The organism is Candidatus Merdisoma sp. JLR.KK006, from assembly GCF_036941035.1.
Taxonomy (GTDB): domain Bacteria; phylum Bacillota; class Clostridia; order Lachnospirales; family Lachnospiraceae; genus Laedolimicola.
Genome location: NZ_JAYMNS010000021.1, coordinates 24,971 through 50,812, shown reverse-complemented (window position 1 = coordinate 50,812; position 25,842 = coordinate 24,971). Strand labels below are relative to the sequence as shown.

20 protein-coding genes are annotated in these 25,842 nt (G+C 46.7%); 16 read left to right on the top strand and 4 right to left on the bottom strand.

The genetic code is table 11. The annotated features are described in order from the left end of the window. The first annotated feature begins 9 nt into the window (after window positions 1-9). From VSQ61_RS15395 to ftsZ, 8 genes are all read left to right on the top strand, one after another. Entirely contained in the window at window positions 10-2,877 is a 2,868-nt protein-coding gene (locus VSQ61_RS15395) for a hypothetical protein (protein WP_334345279.1), read from the top strand. Window positions 2,878-3,041: 164 nt separating this feature from the next. Then, window positions 3,042-4,799 carry a peptidoglycan D,D-transpeptidase FtsI family protein gene (locus VSQ61_RS15390; protein WP_334345278.1) on the top strand — a complete coding sequence of 586 codons (1,758 nt, stop codon included), beginning with the start codon at window positions 3,042-3,044 and terminating at the stop codon, window positions 4,797-4,799. Between the two features lie 82 nt (window positions 4,800-4,881). Then, window positions 4,882-5,838, top strand: a complete 957-nt coding sequence (gene mraY, locus VSQ61_RS15385; RefSeq protein WP_334345277.1) for a phospho-N-acetylmuramoyl-pentapeptide-transferase — start codon at window positions 4,882-4,884, stop codon at window positions 5,836-5,838. Window positions 5,839-5,941: 103 nt separating this feature from the next. After that, window positions 5,942-7,294: a UDP-N-acetylmuramoyl-L-alanine--D-glutamate ligase gene (murD, locus tag VSQ61_RS15380; RefSeq protein ID WP_334345276.1), complete on the top strand. Its 1,353-nt coding sequence runs from the start codon at window positions 5,942-5,944 to the stop codon at window positions 7,292-7,294. 132 nt (window positions 7,295-7,426) lie between these two features. Next, window positions 7,427-8,539 (top strand): FtsW/RodA/SpoVE family cell cycle protein, encoded by a 1,113-nt coding sequence (locus VSQ61_RS15375; RefSeq protein ID WP_334345275.1) that lies wholly within the window; start codon window positions 7,427-7,429, stop codon window positions 8,537-8,539. A gap of 105 nt (window positions 8,540-8,644) precedes the next feature. Next, complete coding sequence (murA, locus tag VSQ61_RS15370) at window positions 8,645-9,886, top strand: UDP-N-acetylglucosamine 1-carboxyvinyltransferase (protein ID WP_334345274.1); 1,242 nt, start codon at window positions 8,645-8,647, stop codon at window positions 9,884-9,886. Between the two features lie 279 nt (window positions 9,887-10,165). After that, window positions 10,166-10,993, top strand: coding sequence for a cell division protein FtsQ/DivIB (locus VSQ61_RS15365; protein WP_334345273.1), 828 nt, complete (start codon window positions 10,166-10,168; stop codon window positions 10,991-10,993). Window positions 10,994-11,226: 233 nt separating this feature from the next. Beyond that, complete coding sequence (ftsZ, locus tag VSQ61_RS15360) at window positions 11,227-12,390, top strand: cell division protein FtsZ (RefSeq protein WP_334345272.1); 1,164 nt, start codon at window positions 11,227-11,229, stop codon at window positions 12,388-12,390. A 103-nt stretch (window positions 12,391-12,493) separates the two neighbouring features. On the opposite strand, the gene VSQ61_RS15355 is transcribed toward ftsZ, so the two are convergent. Further along, window positions 12,494-13,504 carry a WYL domain-containing protein gene (locus tag VSQ61_RS15355; protein WP_334345271.1) on the bottom strand — a complete coding sequence of 337 codons (1,011 nt, stop codon included), beginning with the start codon at window positions 13,502-13,504 and terminating at the stop codon, window positions 12,494-12,496. Next, window positions 13,491-14,735: a WYL domain-containing protein gene (locus VSQ61_RS15350; protein ID WP_334345270.1), complete on the bottom strand. Its 1,245-nt coding sequence runs from the start codon at window positions 14,733-14,735 to the stop codon at window positions 13,491-13,493. Before VSQ61_RS15350 ends, VSQ61_RS15355 begins: the two co-directional genes overlap by 14 nt. Before the next feature lie 384 nt (window positions 14,736-15,119). Between VSQ61_RS15350 and VSQ61_RS15345 the strand changes: the two genes are divergently transcribed. From VSQ61_RS15345 to VSQ61_RS15330, 4 genes are all read left to right on the top strand, one after another. Then, complete coding sequence (locus VSQ61_RS15345; RefSeq protein ID WP_334345269.1) at window positions 15,120-15,953, top strand: PRD domain-containing protein; 834 nt, start codon at window positions 15,120-15,122, stop codon at window positions 15,951-15,953. A 136-nt stretch (window positions 15,954-16,089) separates the two neighbouring features. Then, complete coding sequence (locus VSQ61_RS15340; protein ID WP_334345268.1) at window positions 16,090-17,985, top strand: beta-glucoside-specific PTS transporter subunit IIABC; 1,896 nt, start codon at window positions 16,090-16,092, stop codon at window positions 17,983-17,985. Between the two features lie 51 nt (window positions 17,986-18,036). Then, window positions 18,037-19,467, top strand: a complete 1,431-nt coding sequence (locus VSQ61_RS15335) for a 6-phospho-beta-glucosidase (RefSeq protein ID WP_334345316.1) — start codon at window positions 18,037-18,039, stop codon at window positions 19,465-19,467. A gap of 13 nt (window positions 19,468-19,480) precedes the next feature. Further along, entirely contained in the window at window positions 19,481-19,927 is a 447-nt protein-coding gene (locus VSQ61_RS15330) for a PHP domain-containing protein (RefSeq protein WP_334345267.1), read from the top strand. Window positions 19,928-20,119: 192 nt separating this feature from the next. Here the strand turns inward: VSQ61_RS15330 and VSQ61_RS15325 are convergent, their stop codons facing one another. Beyond that, entirely contained in the window at window positions 20,120-20,326 is a 207-nt protein-coding gene (locus VSQ61_RS15325) for an alpha/beta-type small acid-soluble spore protein (RefSeq protein WP_160567303.1), read from the bottom strand. A 259-nt stretch (window positions 20,327-20,585) separates the two neighbouring features. On the opposite strand from VSQ61_RS15325, the gene VSQ61_RS15320 reads away from it, so the two are divergent. The 3 genes from VSQ61_RS15320 (at window position 20,586) to VSQ61_RS15310 (ending at window position 25,123) form a co-directional block, all read left to right on the top strand. Next, complete coding sequence (locus VSQ61_RS15320; RefSeq protein WP_334345266.1) at window positions 20,586-22,181, top strand: DUF6531 domain-containing protein; 1,596 nt, start codon at window positions 20,586-20,588, stop codon at window positions 22,179-22,181. A gap of 314 nt (window positions 22,182-22,495) precedes the next feature. After that, window positions 22,496-23,719 carry a C-type lectin domain-containing protein gene (locus VSQ61_RS15315; RefSeq protein ID WP_334345265.1) on the top strand — a complete coding sequence of 408 codons (1,224 nt, stop codon included), beginning with the start codon at window positions 22,496-22,498 and terminating at the stop codon, window positions 23,717-23,719. Window positions 23,720-23,890: 171 nt separating this feature from the next. Continuing rightward, entirely contained in the window at window positions 23,891-25,123 is a 1,233-nt protein-coding gene (locus tag VSQ61_RS15310; RefSeq protein ID WP_334345264.1) for an RtcB family protein, read from the top strand. A gap of 97 nt (window positions 25,124-25,220) precedes the next feature. Here the strand turns inward: VSQ61_RS15310 and VSQ61_RS15305 are convergent, their stop codons facing one another. Next, the gene (locus VSQ61_RS15305; RefSeq protein ID WP_334345263.1) at window positions 25,221-25,427 is read right to left on the bottom strand and encodes a DUF378 domain-containing protein; all 207 of its coding nucleotides are present in this window, start codon (window positions 25,425-25,427) and stop codon (window positions 25,221-25,223) included. A gap of 208 nt (window positions 25,428-25,635) precedes the next feature. On the opposite strand from VSQ61_RS15305, the gene VSQ61_RS15300 reads away from it, so the two are divergent. After that, a complete protein-coding gene (locus VSQ61_RS15300) occupies window positions 25,636-25,827 on the top strand; it encodes a hypothetical protein (RefSeq protein ID WP_334345262.1) in 192 nt (63 codons plus the stop codon). Window positions 25,828-25,842 lie beyond the last annotated feature (15 nt).

Sequence of the window (25,842 nt, the reverse complement as noted above, 5' to 3'; positions counted from 1 at the left end):
GAGAACAGCATGAAAGGAAACATAAGGAACAGAAGAAGGATAATGAATGCTCTGCTTATGGCAGTCTTACTGGCGGCTTTGCGGATCGTCCCCTCCTATGCCGATACAGATTCAGCAGAGCTTGATCTGGCGAAGGGGGATATAGTGATTACCAATGCAGGCTACACCCAGGGAGAGGGCAATCTGGTTTCTCATGACGGAAGCTATGTGATCACCAGCTCCAGTTCAAAGTCTGTTTCTCACTCCATTACCATACAAAGTGATCTGGTGGATATCACTTTGAAGAATGTAAATGCAGCCTCGAAGGAAAGTCCGATTTCCCTGGGAAGCAGTCTTGATCATGCCATGGTGAGGCTGCATCTTGACGGTACCAATATTCTTCAGAGTACAGAGGGAGATCATGCAGGAATCTTTGTGCCGGAGGGCGCATTTCTGGTATTTGAGGACAGTATAGGCTCTCTGTCAGTGACTGGTTCCGGAACGGGAGCAGGAATCGGCGGTTCGGGCAGAACGGGCGCACTGGAGGGGACGAATCCGGAGAACTGCGGAAATATAACCATCCATGGAGGAATCATTACCGCAACAGGCGGCAGCGGAGGAGGAAGCGGAATCGGAGGAGCCGTGAAGGGCTCCGGAGGAAATATAGAGATTACGGGAGGTTCTGTTACGGCCTCAGCTTCTGCTACGGGAATCGGCATGGGAAGCGGCCCCCTTAGAGAGAATAAGGAGGAAGCCGGGAAGATACAGGTTATCGGCGGCACTGTGAAAGTAAACGGAAGCCTGGGTACTGCAGGGGATGTGCTGTCCGGAACGGATGAGGGCGTTTCCTGGGTGGAAACGGATCAGACAGGAGCCGAAATCAGCGGCTTTTCCGGCGTTCTTTTTTCGGGAGGCAAAGGACAGTTTTACGGAAATAAGAATTATGTGCTGGAGCAGGATCGAGTGATTCCGGCAGGAAGCACACTGACAGCAGATGCAGAGACTGTTCTTGAGATTCGTGAGGGAGCAGCCCTGACTGTGAACGGCGAACTGATAAATGAAGGAAGCCTGCGGCTGGCGTCGGAGGAATGCATGAAACAGGGCAAGGAGGGAAGGGTTAGCGGACGAGGAAAGTTTACGGTTCCCGGAATTACGGCGGATATGATCTCTGTGCCGGATAATCTGGTCTATGACAATGAGGAAGGGGAAGATATTACAGAAAGCATTCTGGAGCAGATTGAGCTGAGCCGGAAAAGGCGGGGGCACAAGGAACTTTTCGGCGTGGAGTTTACAGTGATTCCTGATTTTACGGGCTGGGATACGAAGGAGATTGACTGGCCGGTGATGGAGCCGGGAGAGTATACGGTTACTTATTCAAAAGCCGGAGAAAAATCCCTGTCCAAGCGGTTTATGGTGTACTCTCCGGGGGAGGCTGAGAGAACAGGTCTCGCATCTATAAGGGTTTTTCAGAAGCCTTTTAAAATGGTATACAGCTACGGGGATGACTTTGACAGCACAGATCTTATTGTAGTGGGAACCTATGAGGACGGCACCATCCGAAATGTGACATCTCTTGTCCGCATAGAGTGGGAGAACTTTGATATTGGAGTTCATACAGTGAAGCTTACCTGCCAGAGAGATGAGGAAAGGCAGGCTCTGCAGTGTCTTTTGGAGGGGATTACCATTGTAGCAAAGGAGATTGATGTCTCCAACATGCACTGGGAAATTACGGATTTTGTCTATGACGGAACAGAAAAGACCGTCTCACTGGAGGGAAAGCTGCCGGAGGGTGTGATTGCCAGCCGGACAACTTCAAGCGGTACAGAGGCCGGGAGCTACAAGGCTGAGGTATATTTTTCTCTGAGCGGCAGTCTGGATAAGGAGCACTATACCATTGTAGGGCCCAATCCCATGACGGCAGAATGGAAGATTGATCCCAAGGAGCTCACATGGGATACGACCGGTCTGTCTGCAGCAGGCCAGGCAGGAGAAAGCCTTGATAAGAGCATTTCCCTCTATGGAACTTTCGGGGTAACAGGAATTCTGTCTCAGGATCAGGAGGAGACGGAGAGCCAGTGGCCAGCCAGCCGTTTGGAGGGATATTACGAGGGAACAGAGCCGGGAGAGCAGGAGATTACCCTGGCATGGAAGACAGGACGGGAACCCTCTGTAGGAGAAAATTATTGCCTGCCTAAGGAGCTGCCGGTGATTACCGGAAATATCAATGATGTAAAGGCACTTCCGGAGGCGGAAGAGCTTGCAGAAACAGGAATGAATTATCGGCAGGAGATGGAGATTGGCATTTCCCATGTGCCGGATACGCTTATGGAGCTCCCAAAGCTGAACAGCCCCAAGGGAATCGAAACGCAGATGCGAACGGCCATTACGGAGAAGGATTCTGGCGTTTTGATCACCAATACAAATGTCTACGATATTCGTCTGCTGGTTCAGCAGGAAGATAATAAATGGGAGAAGGCTGATCAGGAGGCATTTCCGGAGTCAGGCATTACAGTCACCCTGCCATATCCCGGCAATACCAATAAAGGCGGACCCTATGAATTTATAGTGGCCCATATGTATACGGAGAAGAAGGGAAACCATGCGGCCGGGGATATTGAATATCTTGAGATTACGCAGACAGCAGAAGGAATACAGTTCCGTGCAACCAGTTTGTCTCCCGTTTCCATAGGCTGGAGAGCAAGCGGAGCAGGGACAGCAGGCGGAGAATCGGAGGCTTCAGAACTGTTTACGGCAGATACGATTTTTGCGGCGGTATGTATTCTGATGGCAGTACTGACAGTGGCGGCGCTGATTGTGATTGTACGGCTTGGGATCCTGCCGAGATTGAAGAGAAAAAAGAAAGAGAAGCCTCCAAAGCATATCGACTTTAGAGCTTAAAGCCGGCCAAAGGATTGCGGGATAGGCGGACTTCGTCCGTTAAGGTATACCCTACGGGTACCCCATTAATTCATATCCCTGCGGGATAGGCGGACTTCGTCCGTTAAGGTATAATTAATTAGATCTCATAATAGGTTAATACAAAGCTATTATGAGGTCTTTTTATGTATCCAAAATGTAAGACATATAATAGAAAGAAAATTATTCTGATTTTTACCTGCTGCCTTTTGGGGGTCTGCGTGCTTACGGGGCGTCTGGTGAAGCTGATGGTCTTTGAATCTGTATACTATCAGGAACTGGCGGATGATCTCCATGAGCGTGAGCGGAGTATTAAGGCGGCCAGGGGAAAGATTATTGATGCCTCTGGTACGGTTCTGGCTACCAATCGGACAGTTTGCACCATTTCCGTAGTGCACAGTCAAATAAAAGAGCCGGAGAGGGTTATTGAGGTACTGTGCAGGGAGCTGGAGCTTCCGGAAGAAACTGTGCGCAAAAGAGTGGAAAAATACAGTTCCATTGAGCGGATTAAAACCAATGTGGAGAAGGAGGTTGGAGATCGGCTCCGCGCCTATCAATTGGAGGGGGTAAAAATTGATGAAGATTTTAAACGGTATTACCCTTACGGAAGTCTGGCCTCCAAGGTGCTGGGATTTACGGGGAGTGATAATCAGGGGATTATCGGTCTGGAGGTTGTCTATGATCAATATCTTCAGGGAATCAACGGAACCATTTTGACACAGACGGATGCCAGAGGGGTGGAGATTGCCGATGCAGGGGAAGAACGTGTGGAGCCGGTGGCCGGAAGCGATCTGTACATCAGTCTGGATTATAATATTCAGCTTTATGCTCAGCAGGCCGCATTGAAAGCGCTGGAACAGAAACAGGCCACATATGTGTCAATTTTGGTTATGAATCCCAGGAATGGGGAAATCTATGCCTGTGTCAATGTACCTGAGTTTGATTTAAATGATCCCTTTACTTTGAATGTAGATGTGGATACCAGTGGGCTTACTGACCAGCAGAAGCAGGATTTGCTGAATCAAATGTGGAGAAATCAGAGCATCAATGACACCTATGAGCCCGGATCCACATTTAAAACCATTACTGCTGCTGCCGCTTTAGAGAAAGGTGTGGTTTCCTTAAATGAGACTTTCAGCTGCCCGGGATTTCGGATGGTGGAGGATCGGAGAATCCGCTGTCATAAGGTAGGAGGACATGGAACGGAGACCTTTGTGCAGGGGATTATGAATTCCTGTAATCCGGTATTTATCGATATAGGTCAGAGAATCGGCGTGGATGACTTCTGCGGATATTTTCAACAGTTTGGTCTGCTGTCGAAAACAGGTGTGGATCTGCCCGGAGAGGCGGGAACTATTTTTCATAAAAAAGAAAATATCGGCCCTGTAGAGCTGGCGACGATTTCCTTTGGACAGTCCTTTCAGATAACGCCGATTCAGTTGGCGACAACCATTAGCTCTATTATCAATGGGGGAACACGGGTGACACCGCACTTTGGTGTGGAAATCCGGGACGGAGAAGGAAATCTATTAAAAAAGCTTGCATATGAACAGAAGGAAGGCATTGTGTCGAAGGAAACGTCTGATACCATGCGTTATCTGCTGGAGCAGGTAGTGGCTGAGGGCGGCGGGCATAAAGCATATATTGAAGGCTATCGTATCGGCGGAAAGACGGCCACTTCCCAGACCTTGCCGAGAGGCACAAATAAATACATATCTTCTTTTGTGGGTTTTGCTCCGGCAGATGATCCGCAGGTATTGGCCATGGCCATTATTCACAATCCACAGGGTATTTACTATGGGGGAACGATAGCGGCTCCGGTGATTCAGGACATTTTTTCCAATATTCTGCCTTATTTGGGAATCGAAAAGAGTGAAGTAGTTACAGAAATTCCCATTGAGTAGAGATAAAGGTTGAATAATTTCGGGGAAAGACTTATAATGCTGTACTAGGGACAGACCAAAGAAGCGTGAGAGGTGTAGCTATATGAACTATTCAATGATATTGCCGGTATTAATTTCATTTGCCATCAGTGCAGCTTTGGGGCCAATCGTGATTCCGCTGCTGCGCAGATTGAAGTTTGGACAGACGGTTCGTGAGGAGGGGCCTCAGAGCCATTTGAAGAAAACCGGAACGCCCACTATGGGAGGCCTGATTATTCTGGCGGGGATTGTGATTACATCTCTGCTGTATGTGAAGGACTATCCGAAGATAATTCCTGTTCTTTTTGTGACAGTGGGTTTTGGGATTATCGGTTTTCTGGATGATTATATTAAGATTGTGCTTCACCGTTCCGAGGGGCTGACTCCCGGGCAGAAGATGCTGGGACAGATTCTTGTGACAGGTGTGTTTATTTACTATTATTATAACCTGACCGGAGGGGATATGGAGATGCTGATACCCTTCTGGCCGGAGCATTACCTGCATTTAGGGCGGCTTGCAGTTCCGGTGGCGTTTCTGGCAATTATCGGCACAGTAAACGGGGCTAATTTTACGGACGGTCTGGATGGTCTGGCATCCAGTGTGACAGTGCTGATTGCTACTTTTTTTACGGTGGTGGCTTTTGGAACTCACAGCGGAATTTCTCCGATTACTTGTGCGGTGGTGGGAAGTCTTATGGGATTTCTTCTGTTTAATGTCTATCCGGCAAGTGTGTTTATGGGAGATACGGGCTCGCTGGCGCTGGGAGGCTTTGTGGCTTCCACGGCCTATATGCTGAAGATGCCTATGTTTATTTTGATTGTGGCTCTGATTTACTGGGTTGAGATTCTTTCCGTTATGATACAGGTAACGTATTTCAAAATGACAGGGGGGAAGCGCATCTTTCGGATGGCGCCGATTCATCATCATTTTGAGCTGGGGGGATGGTCTGAGACACGAGTGGTTGCAGTGTTTTCGATTGTGACTGCAATACTCTGTCTGATTGGTATTATGGCGTTGTAGTGCGGCAGGACGGCACTGGTGACACTGGAAGGTTTTATACAGCAGTATTTGTATGAAGATGTACCATTTGGATTCTGAGGAATGGGAATAGGAGAAATGAAGGATGATCACAGATAAAAGGATTTTGATTATTGGAAGCGGAATTAGCGGTGTGGCAGCGGCGGAGCTCTTGGAGAAAGCAGGGGCTGTCCCGGTGCTGTATGACAGCAATTCTTCTTTGGCGGAGACGGAGGTGCGCAGCCGTCTGCCAAAAGGAAGCAGAATCCGGATTCTGCTTGGGGAGCTTCCGGAGAAAGAAAAAAATGAGACGGAAGTGGTGATTTTAAGTCCCGGAGTGCCGGCAGATCTTCCTCTGGTGGAGGAAATGCGTGAAAATGGTACGGTTATATGGGGGGAAGTGGAGCTTGCTTTTCATTTTGCCAAGGGGGCCATGGCTGCCATTACGGGAACCAATGGGAAGACTACGACAACTGCTTTGGTGGGAGAGATTCTTCGGAGTTATTATGAGGATGTCTTTGTAGTGGGGAATATTGGAAATGCTTACACGAAGGAAGCTTTGAAGATGTCAAAGAACAGCGTTACGGCGGCGGAGATCAGCAGCTTCCAGTTGGAAACGATTGAAAGCTTCCATCCTCAGGTCAGTGCAATTCTTAATATTACACCAGATCATTTAAACCGCCACCACACGATGGAATGTTATATTCGGACGAAGGAGCGGATTGCGGAAAATCAGGATGCATCAGATACCTGTGTGCTGAATTATGATGATGAAGTCACAAGGCAGTTTGGAGAGAAGGTAAAAGCATCGGTTCTTTATTTCAGCCGGAAGCATATATTGGATCGAGGCGTATATTTGGATGAGAAATCAATTATTTATGTGGATGGAGATAAAAAGACGAAGGTGTGTGAGATCTCGGAGCTGAAGCTTTTGGGGGCTCACAATTATGAAAATGTTATGGCGGCCATTGCCATAGGCGCAGCCATGGGCGTGCCGCTCTCCTGTATCCGCAGTGCTGTCATTGGATTTACGGCAGTGGAGCACCGGATTGAGTTTGTGGAAGAGAAAAATGGAGTTGCCTACTACAACGATTCCAAGGGGACGAATACGGATGCTTCGATCAAGGCGGTGGAAGCTATGACAAGGCCCACCATTGTAATCGGAGGCGGTTATGATAAGCATGTGGAGTTTGACGAGTGGGTTAAGACCTTTGAGGGCAGAGTAAAATGGCTGGTGCTTATGGGAGCTACGGCCCGCCAGATTGCGGACACGGCAAAGCAGTACGGCTTTGATCGGATTGCCTTTGCGGAAAATATGGAGGAGGCGGTTCGGTTTTGTGCCGAAAAAGCGGAACCGGGTGATGCGGTGCTTTTGTCTCCTGCCTGTGCAAGCTGGGGAATGTTTGATAATTACGAACAGAGAGGAAGGATTTTTAAGGACTTGGTGAGAAAGCTGTAAGCCGGGTGCATGAACCCTTTATAAGCTTTATAACAATGCTTGAGCAAATAGGCAAGAAGTCTGGTTTATTTCGTTTAGGTATTGCAGAGTACAGCGGAGAAAAATAATATATGGGTCATTTGAGGTGATTTTATGGCAGGTCCGAAATCCTCCGGGAAAGCAGAAAAGCAGGGGCGTGAGCCTTTTGACTATGGGTTGTTGCTGTGTGTGCTGATTCTGGTGGTTTTCGGACTTGTTGTGCTTTATAGTACCAGTGCTTACAATGGGCGGGTAAAGTTTGCGGACAGTGCTTATTATCTGAAAAAGCAGTTTTTCGCTACCTCCCTCGGTCTGGCGGCTATGTATGCCGTTTCCCGGATTGATTATCACAAATGGGAGCGCTTGGCTCCTCTTGGCTATCTGGTATCTATTTTGCTGTCCACGGCGGTTCTGTTTTTTGGAGACGAATACAACGGCTCCAAGCGCTGGCTTTCCCTGGGCCCCCTTTCGTTTCAGCCCTCAGAGTTTGCCAAGGTAGCGGTGATTCTTCTGCTGGCGTCAGTGATCAGCCGCAGGGTGCGGAAAATGAAATCCCTGAAGCAAATGTTTTTGGTGATGCTCTTGATTTTGCCCATTGTAGGATTGGTTGGAACGAATAACTTAAGTACAGCGATTATTATTATGGGAATTGCTGTCATTCTCGTTTTTGTTGCAAGCCCCAAATATCTGCAGTTTGTCGCTATGGGCGGCTTGGGAGTAGGGTTTCTGGCTATCTTTTTAAGCGTAGAATCCTACCGCCTGGAGCGTTTGGCCATCTGGAGAAATCCGGAGGCATATGAAAAGGGATATCAGACACTTCAGGGACTGTATGCCATTGGCTCCGGCGGCCTTTTCGGTGTGGGCTATGGGCAGAGTATGCAGAAGCTGGGCTTTGTGCCGGAGGCTCAAAATGATATGATTTTCTCCATTATCTGTGAAGAGTTCGGACTTGTGGGGGCGGTCCTTTTGATGCTTCTGTTTCTCCTTATGGGCTGGCGTCTGTTGATGATAGCTGTTCATGTGACGGATCTGTTCGGGTGCATGATTGCAGTGGGAATTATGGGACATATGATGATTCAAGTGATTTTGAATATTGCCGTAGTAACCAATACCATTCCGAACACAGGCATTACTTTGCCGTTTATCAGCTATGGAGGTACTTCGGTTTTGTTTCTCCTGTCGGAAATGGGGCTGGCCTTAAATGTGTCTCGTCATGTGACCAAGTAAAAGCAGATATTTCCCTGTTAATGCCGCACCTTATGTCCCTGGGGCGAACGGAATGCCAATTCTCGCATATCTTAGTATATAGTCGGGAATTAGGGGGAAAGAGTTGTGGAATATCTGGAGATCGAGGGCGGCAATCCGCTTTGTGGTCAGGTCTGTATTCAGGGCTCGAAAAATGCCGCACTGCCTATTCTGTCGGCAGTCATCCTGCATCACGGAACTACTGTATTGAGAAATTGTCCCAAAATCATAGATGTGATTTATATGTTGGAGATTCTAAAGGACTTTGGCTGTTGTGTGAGCTGGGAGGGGGCGGCTCTTGTTATTGATGCTTCCAGACTTTGTGACAGTCAGGTGGCGGAATGCTATGGAAGGCAGATGCGTTCCTCTATTATGCTGCTGGGAAGCCTCCTGGGAAGAATGAAACAGGCTTCCGTATCCTATCCGGGAGGATGTGTGATAGGAGAAAGACCCATTGACATTCACCTTGCTGCCCTTGAAAAGCTTGGAGCTGTATTTACAGAGACTCCCGCAGGTCTGAAAGCAGTCTGCGAAAAACCTGCGGGAACCATGCTGCGGCTGCCTTTTCCCAGCGTGGGGGCAACAGAAAATGTGATTTTGCTGGCAGTTCTGGCAGAGGGAACAACCATTCTGGAAAATGCGGCAAAGGAGCCGGAGATCGGAGAGCTGTGCCGTTTTCTGAACAGCATGGGGGCAGGAATTGAAGGTATGGGAACCTCAAAGCTTGTGATCGCCGGGGTTAAGGAACTTCATGACACAGATTTTACCATTATGTCGGATCGAATCGTAGCAGGAACCTATATGCTGATGACAGCGGCAGCCGGAGGGGATGTGCTGCTTAAAGAAGCGCCTTTGGAGCAGCTGGAGAGTGTTCAGAAGGTGCTCTGGCAAATGGGAGTCAGGCAGGAGGTCCAAGAGGAAGGGCTGCGGATTCAGAGCATGGGGCGTCCAAAGTGCGTACAGGAAGTTTGTACCAGACCCTATCCCGGATTTCCGACCGATCTGCAGTCCCCCCTTTTGGCAGCACTGGCCCTGGCAGAGGGAACCAGTGTCATACGGGAGACTATATTTGAGGCACGCTTTAAGATAGTTGAAGATCTATGCCGGATGGGAGCCAATATCCATGTGGATGGACAGCATGCCGTTATCCAGGGAGTAAAACAGCTAAAGGGAGCAGAGCTGACAGCCCATGAATTGCGGGGCGGAGCCGCCCTGGTTATAGCCGCCGCTGCCGCAAAAGGAACAAGCAGAGTTTATCAGTACCATTATATTGCAAGAGGCTATGAAAATATAATTAGGGATTTGCAATCTCTAGGCGTTGTGGTATGATGTACACGTAGGCAATGAGCAGTGCGGAAACAAGGATAAGCAGCTGCGTCGTGCTAGCCCGTAAGCAGCAGCTTATCCTTGTTTCCATAGGGCGAAGCCCGTGAGCCTGAGGGCTGTGCTCTCAGGCTTGCACTGCGGCCACAGCCAAGAAACTAATAAAAGAAGCGAAGCTGCGTCGTGCTAGCCCGTAAGCAGCAGCTTATCCTTGTTTCCATAGGGCGACAAGGTGAATTGGCCGAAGGCCAAGAAACCCAAATCATACAATCCAAAGGACATTCCATGGCATTATACAAAGAATCACAACCGAAACGACGCTCCAAAGGCTTATTAATCGCCGCTGTTCTGGCGGCCGTCCTGGCCTTTGGACTTCTCTTAGCAGTAACCATATTCCAGATCCGCGACATAGAAGTAACAGGCAACAGCCACTATTCAGCTCAGGAGATCATAGATAAAGTCATCACAGATAAGTACAGTACCAACTCCCTATACCTCTATTTTAAATACCAATATCTGGACACAGAGGCGATCCCCTTTGTGGACAAGATAGAAGTGAGCCTTGCATCACCCGGGCAAGTAAAGCTTCGGGTCTATGAAAAGAGCATTGTAGGCTATGTAACCTACATGGGAGCTAACCTTTATTTTGACAAGGATGGAATTGTAGTGGAGAGTTCTTCAGAGGTGACGGAGGGAATTCCCCGCATTTCCGGATTGAAATTTGACTCTCTGGCATTATATCAGAAGCTTAATGTAAAAGATGATTCTATCTTTGAGCGCATCCTGGACATTACACAGTTGGTGAAAAAATACGAATTGTCCCCGGATCGAATTGAATTTGGAGCAAATCTGCATCTTACCTTATATTTTGAACAAATGCGGGTTGCTCTGGGAAACAGCGGTTCACTGGACGAGAAAGTAGGAAGACTGTATGAACTGTATCCGGATCTGGAAGGCCGATCCGGCGTGCTTCGAATGGAAAATTATACAGAAGATTCAAAGTTTATCAGCTTTGAGCAGGATGAAAAGACCGATAGGGATAACCAGGGGGAAGAAAGTGAAGAAAACAAGGAAGGGCAGGAAAATGAGGAACAGCAGGAGAATGAGGAGTAGAAGCTTCTTATAAGAAAGCCTGCATGATATTTCGCCATATCTGCCAGTATATTTGTATAGGAAATAATTTTTTTGGAAAACTTATAAATATGGGTTGATTAATTTTGGAAAAAAAGTTATCATATATTGTATGAGATTTTTGGGCTTTGTATGTATTCTTAAGATAAAAGGATATAATTTACGCAGATAGATTAGTTTTGGAATAGTATGCTATGCATAAGGAGGGCAAGAATTTGCTTGAGATTACCATGAATGACACAGAGGCGGCTGCTAGAATCATAGTGATTGGAGTTGGCGGCGCCGGGAATAATGCTGTGAATCGAATGATAGAGGAACAGATTGGCGGAGTAGAGTTTATCGGAATTAATACAGATCGACAAGCGTTGCAGCTTTGTAAGGCAGAGAGGGCTATCCAGATAGGTGAGAAGCTGACCAAGGGCTTGGGCGCAGGAGCAAAGCCGGAGGTTGGTGAGAAAGCGGCAGAGGAAAGCATCGAGGAGATTAAGGAGGCCATTCAGGGTGCGGATATGGTATTCGTTACCTGCGGTATGGGCGGCGGAACCGGTACAGGGGGAGCGCCGGTGGTGGCAAAGCTTGCCAAGGATATGGGTATTTTAACGGTAGGTGTGGTGACAAAGCCCTTTAAGTTTGAGGCAAAGACTCGTATGAATAATGCAATCACGGGGATCCAGAAGCTCAAAGACAGCGTGGATACCCTTATTGTGATTCCGAATGACAAGCTGTTGGAGATTGTAGATCGCCGGACAAGTATGCCGGACGCTTTGAAGAAAGCGGATGAAGTGCTGCAGCAGGCAGTACAGGGTATTACAGATCTGATTAATCTGCCGGCTCTTATCAATCTGGACTTTGCAGATGTACAGACGGTTATGACAGACAAGGGTATTGCCCATATCGGCATCGGTTCAGGAAAGGGAGACGAGAAGGCTCTGGATGCAGTGAAGCAGGCAGTTGCAAGTCCGCTTCTGGAGACAACGATTGTGGGCGCTTCCCATGTAATTATTAATATTTCCGGAGATATTTCTCTTATGGATGCCAATGATGCTGCAAGCTATGTGCAGGATATGGCAGGCGACAATGCCAATATTATCTTTGGTGCGATGTATGATGATACATACACCGATGAGGCGACGATTACGGTTATCGCCACAGGTTTGGATGAGAAGAGCCCCACAAAAGTACTTCCTAAGAGCAATTTCAGCAAGATTCCAAGCACCGTAGCTAAGCAGACCTTTGAGTCCAATCTGGGACAGAACAGCGGCCGTACAGAGACACCAGCCTTCAAACCGCTGCCGGGATTGAATATGCCCAAACGTCCGGAGAGCAAGATTCCAGAGACAGAGATTAAGATTCCAGAGTTTCTTCAAAAAAACAAGTAAGTATTTTTTATCCTTCAAGAAATACAATGAAAAACTGCCCCATGAGAAAGGAAGCTTGCGGGGCAGTTTTTTGGATCCAATTGAATAATTGATATGCAGAATTTTACTCTGCAGAATAAAAAAGCTCGTGCTGCCGCTTTACCCGCCGGCGTACTTCGGCAAGAAAGTCCTCCGGGCCAAGAATCTGAATTACAGGCCCAAAGGATAAAAGCTCTATCAAAAGTTCTGTCTCGTCTGCCGGATCGTAGTAGATAGCACAGAGCCAAGTGTCTGTTTCCGGTTCATAAACGGTCTGTTTTTCATAGTTGGCAAAGCGCAGCATACACCGTTCCAGAGCATTGCGCTCATTATGGATTCGAATTTCTACCGGTTCCTCTGCCTGCTTTTGATAACGGGAAATATCCCAGTCAAACCGGGCCGGAACAGGATTTTTGGAAATGTGGCAGGCCTGAATCCGTGCCACATTTAACACATGAAACTTTTTAGGGCGTCCATGATACAGAGAAACACAGAGCAGCCGGAACTTATCATCCTTTTGGGAATACTGAAAGCGGCAGGGCAGAACCTCTAAAGTCAGCTCATTTCCTGTACGGCTTTCATAAGCAGCAAATAAAGGGCGATGTTCTGTCATGGCCTTTAAGATGGTCTGAAATATTTTACGATATTCCGGCTGCTCATAAGGATCTCCATCCTTATATTGATCAAAATAGTGGAAGTCTGACATGTTATACAAGGGCGGAATCTCGTGGAAGGCTTCTTCGAGCTGGCTTAAAGAAGTATCCGAAAAAAAGAGGCGGAAACGCGGATCTTCAAGGAGAGCCTTCAGCCAGGATTTTTGAAGCCTGGTTAGAGGCAGCTTTAAAAAATTTTTATGGGTTTTCTTGTCTTCTTTGCAAAGAGCACAGGAAAAACGTCCATCCTGCCAGGAAGTGAGAAGGGGGCTCCAGGAACCGGTGAAAAGTTTGGGAATGATCGCAAGGGCGCTTTCCAGAGAGCATACGCGAAGGATGTCTGCCTCAATCTCTTTTTTGGTCAAAGGTTTCTCGTTAGCATCTAATAAAGTTTTTCGTATAGCCTGAAAATAGGTTCCATAGATTTCTTCAAATAATTCCATTTTTCTCTCCATACATTTGATACATGATTTCCAGATCCCGGGTGACTTTATTGAGAACTGTCTCGTTGGAACATTGCAGATCCAGAATTCTTCCGGTAAAGGATTTTACCCAGGACAGCATTTCATTGGTATCAAAAAAAGTGCCTGTATACAGAAATTCATTATCCCGAACCTTCAAAATTTCGCCGCCCCGTCCTTCTCTTTGCAGTCGGTTTAAAATATGGCCCTCCCGACATTCGTCAATATACAGCTTCATGCACAGTGTTTCCATGCGGCTGCGGCCTCCAAAAGAGACACCCCAGCAGGAAGACTGGTTTTTTTGAAGTTTTTCTTTATAAAGGCTGTATTCCGGGCAGACCTCCAAAGGCTTTACATTGGAGATGCAGTCCAGACGCAGGCAGTTAAACCGCCGCCTTGGAAAGAAATAGAGACATAGGTAGCGTCTTCCGGTTTGAGTGCTGACAAAGATCTGTAAAGGAAGTCCGGTAATCTGGGTACGGCTTCCGGAACGGGCGCTGTGGTTCTCGAAGGTGATGCTTTGATGTTCCCGAATGGCATTCAGGATGGTTAATAATACCTGATCCTCCAGCGTATGTACAAGGAAATAATGTTTCCAGCAGAACAGATCATTGTGAAGAAATTCCCGATCTAAAAGAGTGCTCCCAACAAAGCCAAAAGGCATAACCTCGGAGCAGAACTTTACGGCATGCATTAGCTCATCATAGACAGGTGATGATTCCAGGGTCATAGGAGGGGACAGGCGGTAAGCGTATGCTCTTCCGGTTTTTTCAGCTGTCAGGATCTCCAGTCGTTCATACTCACGGCATTTATTTCGTACTGTCTGCAGATCGGGAACAATTTCCAGATGCTCGGCCAAAAGGTCACAGAGGGAGGAAGCAGTGAGAGACTGACCGTTCCCAAGAAAATAAAGCAGAAAGAAATGGAGCAGCAGATCGTTATCCGTAAAACTTTTTGACTTCCATGCAGCGTAGAGGGGATTGGAGGAAATCTGCTTGCTGTCCATGTGGACAGATACCTGCTTTCCCCGAGGAGTGTAATCCGTATGGATATACCCAGCCAGATAGCTTTCAATCCGGCGGCGTTCATTGTCATAGGTGCGGCCGCTTTTCTCTCCAAATTCGCTGCGGACCTTAAATCCATAGAGAAAGAATTGCCGCATATAGTCGCGGATGCGTTCGAAATTTTTGATAAGCTCTTGATAATTGGACATGGGAGGTCCTTACCTTTCTGTAAGATGTTTGATGTTCCTGACAGCAGGATAAAGGGGTTTCTTCATGAATAAGCTTATTATACTATTTGGCTGAATGTCAATACAAGTGTCAGTATAATTTGGATAAAGTAACTGCAGAAGCTACTGTCACTTCCGGACCCTGCACAGTAATCTGCAGAAAAAGGCAAGCGGCTGAAGTTTTTGAAAATTCTACTTGACAAGCGGCTTTAAGCTGGTTAGAATATTCTTAGAGTGTTACTGGTAATGCAGGCATGACTAAAGGAATGTACGAGGTACATTTTTTAAGTCGTGCCTTTTTGTTTTGCAGGAAAAGAATCATGCAAAGCAGAAAGCAGAAGAAAAATAAAGGGGGAGGAGACAGCCGTGAAGCTGATTAAGGCACTGAACAACAATGTGGCGCTGGTGCGGGACAGGAAAGGACAGGAGGCGGTTGTCATGGGCAAGGGCGTTGCTTTTCATGCAAAGCCCGGCGACCCGGTGCGGGAAGCTCTCATTGAAAAGCATTTCGTGCTGAACGGAGACGGCGGAAAAAAGGATTTTGACAGCCTCTTAAAGCGCATCACCGTGGATGATATCGAACTGGCCAGCGGTATTATCCGGGAGGGCGAGGAATGCCTTGGCTACCGCTGCAACGACAGTATTCTGCTGACATTATCGGATCACCTGGGAATGCTGCTGGAACGCATGAAGGAGGGGATTCATTTCGGGACGCCTCTGGAGTGGGATATTAAGCTGATCTACCCGAAAGAGTATCAGTTTGCAAGGAAGGTCGTAGGGGATCTGAGCAGAAAGACGGGCTGCGAGATTCCGGAGCAGGAGGCAGCCTTTATTGTTTTACATTTTATCAATGCCAATTCCAGTGGGAAAGGCATGGAGGAAACCATGATGTACACCAGGATTATTCAGAATATTCTGAATATCAGCAAGCTGCACTATGGACGGGAATTCAGAGAGGATAATTTTGATGTAAGCCGGTTTGTCACCCATGTGCGCTATTTTGTAAAGCGGCAGATGAGCGGGGAGCGGCTGGAGATCGACGAATCCATTGCAGCAGTGATTGCACAGAAATGTCCCGAGGATCACAAATGCGCCAAAAAGATTTCCCGTTTTTTGCATCAGACCTATGGGTGGGAGGTCAGTGAGGGCGAGGAGCTTTATCTGACCCTTCATTTGAACCGGATGAATGTACATTCATAGTGCCGGAACGGGAGAGACAGGCGCAAATGCGGATTTGTACTCTGTGATTCAAAGGTAAGAATATCTGTAAGAAGCTGGCAGGCCGGCGCAAGTGCCTGCGGTTGTTAAATATCCAGAGAAATAAGGAGAGTGTGCTATGAAATATTTAGAGGAAGCAAAACAGATTACGGCCTTAGTAGGCGGCGAAAATAATATTAACAGTCTGGTGCACTGTGCCACAAGACTGCGTTTTGAACTGAAAGATGAGGGAAAGGCGGATAAGGAGGCATTAAATAAACTTTCCTATGTACTGCAGGTGGTCATAAGCGGCGGACAGTACCAGGTGGTGATCGGGCCTGCGGTTCATGATTATTATACGGCGATTTTGTCTGTTGCCCATATCGGCGAAGGAAACAGGGAGTCGAAGAAAGAAGACGGAAAGAAGCAGAATTTTCTGAATCGGATGATGAAAGTGATTTCCGGAGCATTTTCTCCCTTGATTCCGGCTTTGGCAGGGGCAGGTATGGTGAAAGCTCTTCTGACTGTATTTATCGAGTTTAATCTTATGGGATATGAGGATCCTACGTATCTGATTCTCTCAGCGGCCGGAAATGCGGTATTCTATTTTCTGCCGGTGTTCCTGGGGATTACTCTGGCAAAACAGTTTGATGCAAATCCTTACGTGGGCGGAGCGATTGGAGCAGCGCTGTTAGATCCGAATTTTACGGGACTTTTAGGGGCAGAGGGTGTGAACTTTCTTGGGATACCGGTCACGCCCATTGACTATGCGTCAACTATTTTTCCCATTTTCATTGCAATTATTGTATACAGTTTCCTGGAAAAAGGATTGAAAAAGATCATTAAGCAGGAGCTTCAGCTATTTCTGGTTCCTATGGTGTCCTTTATGCTGATGGTTCCCTTTACGGTGATCCTCTTCGGACCCTTTGGAACTACTCTCGGAAATGCTATTTCCGATGCAGTTGTAGCGCTCTTTAACTTTAACAGTATTTTCGCAGGATTGATTCTGGGTGCGGCTCATCCTTTCCTTACCATGCTGGGGCTGCACTGGGGGTTTACACCGGTAAGTATTCAAAACCTGGAGCTTTTTGGAAGAGACATCATTGAGGGAGTGGCGGTCTGCTCTGTATTTGCTCAGATCGGCATTGCTATCGGCGCTTATCTGAAAGGAAAGAAGCACTCCAAAATCCGTGAGGTGGCAGGACCGACGATTATCACAGGAATCTGCGCCGGTGTGACGGAGCCGATTCTTTACGGTATCGTTATGAACTATAAGAGGCTGATGGCTGTGGTGGCAATTGCCGGGGGTATAGGAGGGGCTGTCAATGGAGCCCTTGGCGTAACCTGTGACGCTTATGTGTTCCATAATATATTTTCTCTTGCAATGCGGACCTATTCTCCCTATCTGAGCTACCTCCTGGGCGTGAGTGTGACGCTTGTTACCGGACTTGTGCTGACTTATTTCTGGGGAATTACGGAGGATGATAAGGCTGATTTTGAGCCGGAGGTTAAGGAAACGGAGTATGAGGAGCCGGTGGCAGAAGAGCGTGTGAAAGCGGACGATGCTTTGAAGGAAGGGCAGACGATGGAGATTTGTTCTCCCCTGTCGGGGCAGGCCGTGGAGTTAAAAGATGTGCCGGATGAGGTGTTTGCAAGCGGCGTGGCGGGACAGGGAATTGCAATAAAGCCCTCGGCGGGCGAGGTAAAGGCTCCCTGTGACGGTGTGATTTCCGTACTGTTTCCCTCTAAGCATGCCATTGGAATTGCGGCGGAGGATGGAACGGAGCGTCTCATTCACATTGGTCTGAATACGGTGATGCTGGACGGAGAGGGCTTTGAAGCTTTTGTTGAGCAGGGCGACAAGATTACAAAGGGGCAGGTTTTGCTGAAATTTGATATGGATTTTATTGAGAAGCAGGGATATTCTTTGATTTCGCCGGTGCTGGTGACCAATGGGGATGATTATCGGGAAATTCGGGTTTTGGATAAGAAGCAGGTTGAGGCCGGAGAGGTGATTTATCAGGTAATCGGGTGAATCGGGAACGCAGAATTCAGGATATAAAAATATTTCGCTATGGAAAAGGAGATTGCCATGAGAAAGAATTTTCTTTGGGGCGGCGCTGTGGCCGCCCACCAGGTAGAGGGCGCTTATCGGACGGGAAATAAGGGGCTTAGCATTGCGGACGTGATGACGGCCGGAAGCCGGACGAAAGCGAGAGAGATCACCGATGGGATTGTGGAGGGGAAGTATTATCCCAACCATGAGGGGATTCGGTTTTATGATTTTTATAAGAAAGATATTGCTTTGTTTGCGGAAATGGGATTTAAATGCTTCCGCACCAGCATTGCCTGGAGCAGAATTTTCCCGAATGGGGATGAGGAGGTTCCCAATGAGGAGGGGCTGCGGTTCTATGATGAACTCTTTGATGAGCTTCTTGCCCATGGGATGGAACCGGTGGTAACGCTGTCCCATTTTGAGATGCCTTTTGGCCTGGTGAAAGGGTATGGAGGCTGGCGCAATCGGAAGATGATTACGTTTTTTGTCCGTTTTGCAAGGACGGTTATGGAACGGTATCGGGATAAGGTGAAGTATTGGATGACCTTTAATGAGATTAATAATCAGATGATTTTATCCAATGGGATTTATGCATTTACCAATTCCGGCATTTTGTTTGAGGAGGGGGAGGACCGGCTTAAGACGGTTTACCAGGCGGCTCATTATGAGTTTGTGGCCAGTGCTATGACGGTGAAGCTGGGGCATGAGATAAATCCGGATTTTAAGATTGGCTGTATGGTTGCGGCAACGCCTGTTTATCCCCGGACGTGCAATCCGGATGATGTGCTGCTGGCTATGGAGGAGGATCGGAAGAATCTTTTCTTTACGGATGTTCATGCCAGAGGCCGTTATCCGTCTTATGTGAAAAAGGATTGGGAGCGCAGGGGTTATGTCTTTGATATAACGCCGGAGGATCTGGAGGCTATGGAGCAGGGCTGTGTGGATTATATTGGCTTTAGTTATTATCTAAGCAGTGTCATGAGTGCGGACCCTGGGGTGGAGAAACTGGGGGATGATCTGGCCGCAAGCCCGGATGCGGTGGAGAATCCGTATCTTGAGATGACACCCTGGGGATGGGCGATTGATCCGAAAGGGCTTCGCTATGTGTTGAATCAGTATTATGACAGGTATCAGCTTCCGTTGTTTGTTGTGGAAAATGGTTTTGGGTATGAGGATCGGCTTGAGGATGGGCAGATTCATGATGGGAACCGGATTGAGTATCTGGGGAATCATATTCGGGAGATGGTGAAGGCTGTGGATGAGGATGGCGTGGAGCTTCTGGGATACACGGTCTGGGGGTGTATTGATCCGGTTTCCTTTGGGACGGGGGAGATGCGGAAAAGGTATGGGTTTATTTATGTGGATAAGGATGATGAGGGGAACGGGACTTATAGGAGGATTCCTAAGGATAGTTTTTATTGGTATCGGGATGTGATTGTTGGGAATGGGGCGGAGGTTTAGCATTGGGCTCTGAATGAATTTGAGTGGAGGACGGACGCAGCAGGAGTATAATGAGCGTTATTATGAGGAGATGCTTGATCTGGTGAATCATTACCAACATTATAGTGTGCTTGGGCATGTGGATCTGATTGCACGTTATGATGAAAGGGGGAGTTATCCTTTTGAGAAGATAAAGCCGTATCTGGAAAAGATTTTTAAGAGGGTGATAGAGGATGGAAAGGGGATTGAGTTTAATACTTCCTTTCATCGATATGGCCTGAAAGATACAACGCCGTCAAGGGATATTTTGAAGCTTTATAGGGATCTTGGGGGAAGGATTGTTACGATTGGAAGTGACAGTCATAGGCCGGAGCATCTGGGGGCTTATGTGCAGGAGGCGAAGGAGCTGCTTAGTGATTTGGGGTTTACGGCTTTCTGTACTTATGAGAAAATGCGGCCGATTTTTCATAGTTTGGCGTAGGCCTTCTGTCTGCCGCGTATGTGAGGATACCTTAACGGACGAGGTCCGCCTGTCCCGAAGGGGCATGCATGAATTATGTAAAGGGATGAGAAATGCCGATCCATAACAGGTTTGATTGTGGATCGGCATTCTCATGTCTTTTTTGGATCCTTAATTATCGGATTCTTACAGGAATTTGGCTTTTGCGGTTATTTATTTACCTGCCATCTGTCTTTCCTGTGCTTCAATCATTTTCTTAACCATATAGCCGCCTACGGAACCGTTCTGCTTAGAAGTCAGATTTCCGTTATAGCCGTCCGTAAGAGGTACGCCAAGCTCGCTTGCCACCTCATACTTGAACTTGTCCAGAGCGCCCTTTGCCTCAGGTACAGCCGCAGTGTTAGATGATTTGTTTGCCATAATAACGCCTCCTTAATGCAGATTCTTATAATAAAATCTGCTGTCTATAGTTGGTTTCCGTAATAATTCAGCCTTTTATTTAACATCAAGGTAAAGTCAAAGGCTGAACTGTTACGTTTGTTACGAGAATAGTATGTGAGATTTTTTTTTCAATACACTGGCAGTTGCTTGTTATTTTGATAATATTTGACAGAGTGTTTGGTGGAGGATAAAATAAAAATAAATTAAAAATATGATAATTTTTTATGGGGGGAATCCTATGAGAGATAAGATGCGAAAAGGGTTTGCGGGGGGAGTGTTTCTGATTGTATGTCTGGTATTGTTTGTTTTTGTGGAAAAGGTGTGGGCTGCACCAGAAGAACCGCATCTGCCTTTTGTACGGGCCGGAGAGCCGACTGTTTTGAAATATGGCTCCTATGTATGTTTGGCTTTTACACTTCCGGAAGATGGGAAAATGAAAGCGGAGATGTATTATTCCAACGGCGTTCGAATGGGAACGTTATATGGGATTTCTTATTATGGCTGCGTGAGTGATAACGGCCTTGATGGATATGAGTGGAAGAAGGGACACAGTGAGGAGCTTTTGAAAGGGATGGAAGGTCTTGAGCTTCGTCCTGCTTATAAAAAAATGTATGGATTTCAGGGGATTGGGGAGCCCGAGACGGGGCTGCCTTCAGGGATGGATTCCAATTATCTTATTTGGAAGGGACAGTATATACCAGAGGAAGAACAATACCCCAGATATGTACAGCCGGGCCGATATGTGATACGGCTCTCTCCTTTAAAACCGGCTCATGTCTGGGAACCGATTCAAATGGAGATTGTGGTAACAGGAAGCGGTGAAGAAGGAGCGTTGACAAAAGAAGATGTGGAACGGGTTACAGAGCGGGAACTTACGGATTTTTCTCATGAGCCTGTGCATGTGGAGGACTTATTTCCAGATATAGAAAAAGGATTTGTGGATATGAAAAACGGAACTCTTTGGTGGAGAGAGACCGATTTGAAGGCAGAGGAAGAGAATGAGCTGAAATTTGAGAGGATATATCATTCACTGGAATTTGATTTGGAAAATAGAAGTTGTGTAGGCCTTGGAAACGGATGGACACATACATATTCGTATTTTGCGGAAATCTATCGAACAGATATGGTGATTTATACAGCAGGCGGAGAAAGACTGAATTATACAAAAGTGTATCGGGAAGGGTGGCAGACATATCCGGGCGATCCTTTTTTCCTGGAAGAAGGGGACGAATGCTTCCTGCTTTATGAGCCTGATGGAGATGTGGTTACTTTTGATCTGGAAGGACATGCCGTTCAGATTGTGTCCTCAGATGGAACTGTTACGGAATTGGAATATGAGGGAAATTATCTCTCCAAGGTATCAGAAGGTGAAAAAAGTCTTACCTTTTTATATAATGGAGAGTATCTCAGTGAAGTTAAAGACCAGAAGGGGCGGAGCATATCTTTCCAGTATCAGGGAAATGGGGACTTGGCTGGAGTTAGGACAGAGGGCGGGAATACACTTCATTATACTTATGATGAGTATCACAATCTTTTAACTGCAGCAGACGGGAATGGAGAGAAGGAGCTTATAGTTTCCTATGAAAGAAGCATGAGCATAGGCCGTGTCTCTTTGGTAAATTCTTTCCAGATAGCAGGAAGGGCAGAACGGACTTATTCGTATAACAGTGACAGAGAGGGAAAGACTTGTACTGAAAAGGAAAGAGGCGGCGGCACACGCGTGTTATTCTCTACGGATACATATTGGCCGGAACAGAATAAATGGTCTCTTTACAATAAAAGAGGAAAGCTGATTCGGGAGACAGAAGACTCAGGAAAAACGACCGTGTATTAACTGTAAAAGTCCGCAGCGGTCATTCCGGAGCTATTGTCGGTAGGAGAGCATACACAGGAAGTCTTGGACAAAGGCAGGAGGCCGTGTATGAATATGGAATTTTTGTGAAAAAAGAGGATTATAAGAAAGCAAAGCATGTCATTCGTAAATAACTGCTTTCTATATTAAGGGGAATTGTTTCAAAAGTGTAAAAGTTGGCAAATCCATTGAAAATGTATGTTTTTGTATTATAATAAAGGAAACAGGAACCATCATTTTTAAGCAAAGCAGTGGAAACAAGATCCCTGATTAAAATACAGAAAGTGAGATGTTAAATGAAAAGACAAAAGCCAGCAGTCCGTATTGAAAAAACTTATGCATATTTCCGGTACGGACTGCTGGCTGTTTTGTGCAGTCTTGCAATCCTTTTTCTTATGGCATGCGGAAAAAGTGATACAATAACGATGCCGGATGAAAAAACGAAAGAAAAGCAGCCCCAAAGCAGCCAAGAGAGAGAGGAAGACAGTTCAGACAATAAGGATGCTTCAAAAACAGGAACGAACGGGGAAAGTTCTTCCCATATGGAGCCCTGGGAGAAAGCGTACCTGGATTATCTGGATGCATTTGAAGCAAGTAATTCCTGCACTTACAGCCTGATTTATGTGGATGAGGATGAGATTCCGGAGCTTGTGATAGATTCCGGCGTTGAGGCAGGAGGCTGCCAGATCCTGACCTGGCATGATGAGGTTCTGGATGTTCTTCAAACCTCCCGGCTGTATTTTACCTATATTGAAAAGGGGAATCTTCTCTGTAATTCGGAAGGAAATATGGGATTTTATTACGATAATGTATATACCATCAAAGACGGCTTCTGGGATTTTATTGGCGGCGGAACCTACCAGGATCCGGCAGATGGGCCGAAGTTTGATGAAAATGATGATTTTATTTATGAGTACCATTGGCTGGAGCAGCCGGTGGAAAAATCAGAATATGAACAGAAGCTTCATGCCATTTATCCGGAAAAGGATGGAAAAACACCGGGAGCGTATTATATTAAGGATGAGATGCGCTCCATCCTGGAAAAAAAGGAAACTGCCTCGGCAGCGCATCGCTATGAGCTGATTGTGGCTGATCTTACATGGACAGAGGCGTATAAGGCATGTGAGGAAAAAGGCGGTTATCTGGCAACCCTCACTTCACGGGAGGAATTTGATCGGGTTCAGGAACAGATTATTACAGAGGAAAAAACAGGAGTTACATTTTTTGTGGGCGCTAACAGGGTCGACAGGTTTGGATTTGGCTGGCTGGAGCCCGGAACGCCGGAGGGATACTCCATGTTAGAGCTGTATAATGCTCTGTTTGCCGATTTCTGGCTGGCTGGCGAGCCAAGCTACGAGGGACTTACGGAGGACGGGAGAGAGGTAAAAGAGGAATATGTATCCATCCTTTACCGAACGGCGGACGGCAGGTGTTACCTCAATGATGTGCCGGAGGATATCTTATCTGCGGCGCCCTCCTATGCAGGACGAATCGGTTATATTTGTGAATATGATGAGTGAGCAGATGCTTGAATTTTGAATTGTTAAACGGAATTTGTTTTTCCTGACAGCTAATCTGTAATATAAAAACAGTATTTTTGGAAGTTCGCAACTTTTTTTACATGATGCGGGCTTCCTTTTTTTGTATCATATGGTTGTAACAGGAAAGAAAAAAACAAGGAGGTGTGTATCATGTTCGTGTTACAAAAAGAGCTTGGGAACTATCCCTTAAGGGTATGGCTGGAGAGCGACAAAGACCTGGAAGATACATGTATGGAGCAGGCATATCATTTGATGCAGCTTCCTTTCCTGCATAAGTGGGTCTGCCTGATGCCGGATACCCACGCAGGCATGGGAATGCCCATCGGCGGCGTCATTGCCGCAAAGGGCGTGGTGATTCCCAATGCGGTAGGCGTGGACATCGGCTGCGGCATGGCTTATGTGGGAACAAATATTCCGGTCAAGGTGTTAAAAGAGACTATGACAGGAAACGGCAATCTGGTACAGGGAATGGTGGGGGATATTCTGCGGAACATCCCGGTAGGCTTTGCCCATCACAAGACACCGATGCCCTGCTATACCATGGATCTGGCCATGGAAGAGTTGTTCCGGTATGAGAAAAACGAAGAACTCCTGGGACAATTGGAGGCAGGCTATTTTCAGATTGGGACCTTGGGGGGTGGAAATCATTTCATTGAGCTTCAGGAGGATGATAAGGGTTATTTGTCCGTGATGCTTCATTCCGGAAGCCGGCATTTTGGAAAATCCGTCTGTGATTATTTTCATCAGAAAGCAAGGGAGTTAAATGCGCAGTGGTACAGCAGGGTGCCGGATGAGTATCGATTGGCTTTCCTGCCGGTGGATACAGAAGAGGGACGTCAATATCTGGACTGGATGAACCTGTCCATGGCCTTTGCCCGGGAAAATCGGGAGAAAATGATGCTGGCCGTGAAAGCGGTTCTGGAAAAATGGATTGGAAAATATACGGAGCTGACCTTGGAATATCAGGATGAGATTAACTGCCATCACAATTATGCGGCTCTGGAAAATCATTACGGAGAAAATGTCTGGGTTCACCGCAAGGGTGCCGTCCGTGCAAGAAACGGAGAGCTGACCGTGATTCCCGGTGCCATGGGCTCCTACAGCTATGTGGTTATGGGCCTTGGCAATCCGGAGAGCTTTTGCTCTTCCTCCCACGGTGCAGGCCGTGCTTACTCCCGAAAAGGGGCTATGGCAGCCTTTTCCTGCGAGGAGGTTATGGTGGACCTTAAGGATCAGGGCGTGATTCTTGGGAAGAAGAATAAGCGGGACGTGGCAGAGGAAAGCCGGTTTGCTTATAAGGATATTGATCAGGTGATGGCAAATCAGAAGGATCTGGTGATTCCTGTGAAGCGTTTGCGGACCATTGGTGTGGTGAAAGGGTAGGAAAGAGATTATTGAAGTATTTTATGTGACAAGCGTTTAGGAAAGAAGGGGACTTCGCAGTCATGCGAAGTCCCTTTTTCTTTTAGCTCTCCGGATTTTAATCGTAAGAAACTTTACCTGTTTTTGCATAAAATGTCAGAAGATATACTGCGCAAATACCGACTGCCGCATAGATAATGCGTGCCAGTCCTCCGGCACCGAAAATATATTGTACCAGATTAAAGTTGAAAAAACCAATGAGTCCCCAGTTTAAAGCGCCGATAATGCCGATTGTAAGAGCTAAAATATCTAACGTTTTATTCATAACAACACCTCCTGATAGAATCTGAATTGCAGCATCTGTTTGGCAAATCATTTGCCTGTTATTAAATTTACCCGGAAAATGAAGGAGTTATTCTTTCAGAATCAGGATGGTTAAAATCGCTTTTTATGCCACTTTTCAGTAAGTATAATGGGCATTTTTGAATAAAATGTAAAAAATTAATAAAAGAATAATGAATTATGGCGCAGGAGTGAAAAAAGATATTGTCAACCGAAAAAGAGAAGTGTATGCTAAATATGTGGTGGAGAGAATTCTTCCGAATAACCAGGAGACAGAAGAGGCGGTATTTCGGCTGCTGACCATGAGACTGAACAGTTATCTGAAGCCGGAGAAGCCTAAAAAAGAAAAAAGTATAAAGAGGGTGTTGTTTAATTCCTGGTAAATAAACGTTTATTTA

Bases quoted from the DNA above. Each gene is read 5' to 3' on its own strand.
- VSQ61_RS15395 (WP_334345279.1), top strand. From the start codon at position 10: ATGAAAGGAAACATAAGGAACAGAAGAAGGATAATGAATGCTCTGCTT.
- VSQ61_RS15390 (WP_334345278.1), top strand. From the start codon at position 3,042: ATGTATCCAAAATGTAAGACATATAATAGAAAGAAAATTATTCTGATT.
- mraY (WP_334345277.1), top strand. From the start codon at position 4,882: ATGAACTATTCAATGATATTGCCGGTATTAATTTCATTTGCCATCAGT.
- murD (WP_334345276.1), top strand. From the start codon at position 5,942: ATGATCACAGATAAAAGGATTTTGATTATTGGAAGCGGAATTAGCGGT.
- VSQ61_RS15375 (WP_334345275.1), top strand. From the start codon at position 7,427: ATGGCAGGTCCGAAATCCTCCGGGAAAGCAGAAAAGCAGGGGCGTGAG.
- VSQ61_RS15365 (WP_334345273.1), top strand. From the start codon at position 10,166: ATGGCATTATACAAAGAATCACAACCGAAACGACGCTCCAAAGGCTTA.
- VSQ61_RS15355 (WP_334345271.1), bottom strand. From the start codon at position 13,504: ATGGAATTATTTGAAGAAATCTATGGAACCTATTTTCAGGCTATACGA.
- VSQ61_RS15350 (WP_334345270.1), bottom strand. From the start codon at position 14,735: ATGTCCAATTATCAAGAGCTTATCAAAAATTTCGAACGCATCCGCGAC.
- VSQ61_RS15340 (WP_334345268.1), top strand. From the start codon at position 16,090: ATGAAATATTTAGAGGAAGCAAAACAGATTACGGCCTTAGTAGGCGGC.
- VSQ61_RS15330 (WP_334345267.1), top strand. From the start codon at position 19,481: ATGAATTTGAGTGGAGGACGGACGCAGCAGGAGTATAATGAGCGTTAT.
- VSQ61_RS15325 (WP_160567303.1), bottom strand. From the start codon at position 20,326: ATGGCAAACAAATCATCTAACACTGCGGCTGTACCTGAGGCAAAGGGC.
- VSQ61_RS15320 (WP_334345266.1), top strand. From the start codon at position 20,586: ATGAGAGATAAGATGCGAAAAGGGTTTGCGGGGGGAGTGTTTCTGATT.
- VSQ61_RS15315 (WP_334345265.1), top strand. From the start codon at position 22,496: ATGAAAAGACAAAAGCCAGCAGTCCGTATTGAAAAAACTTATGCATAT.
- VSQ61_RS15310 (WP_334345264.1), top strand. From the start codon at position 23,891: ATGTTCGTGTTACAAAAAGAGCTTGGGAACTATCCCTTAAGGGTATGG.
- VSQ61_RS15305 (WP_334345263.1), bottom strand. From the start codon at position 25,427: ATGAATAAAACGTTAGATATTTTAGCTCTTACAATCGGCATTATCGGC.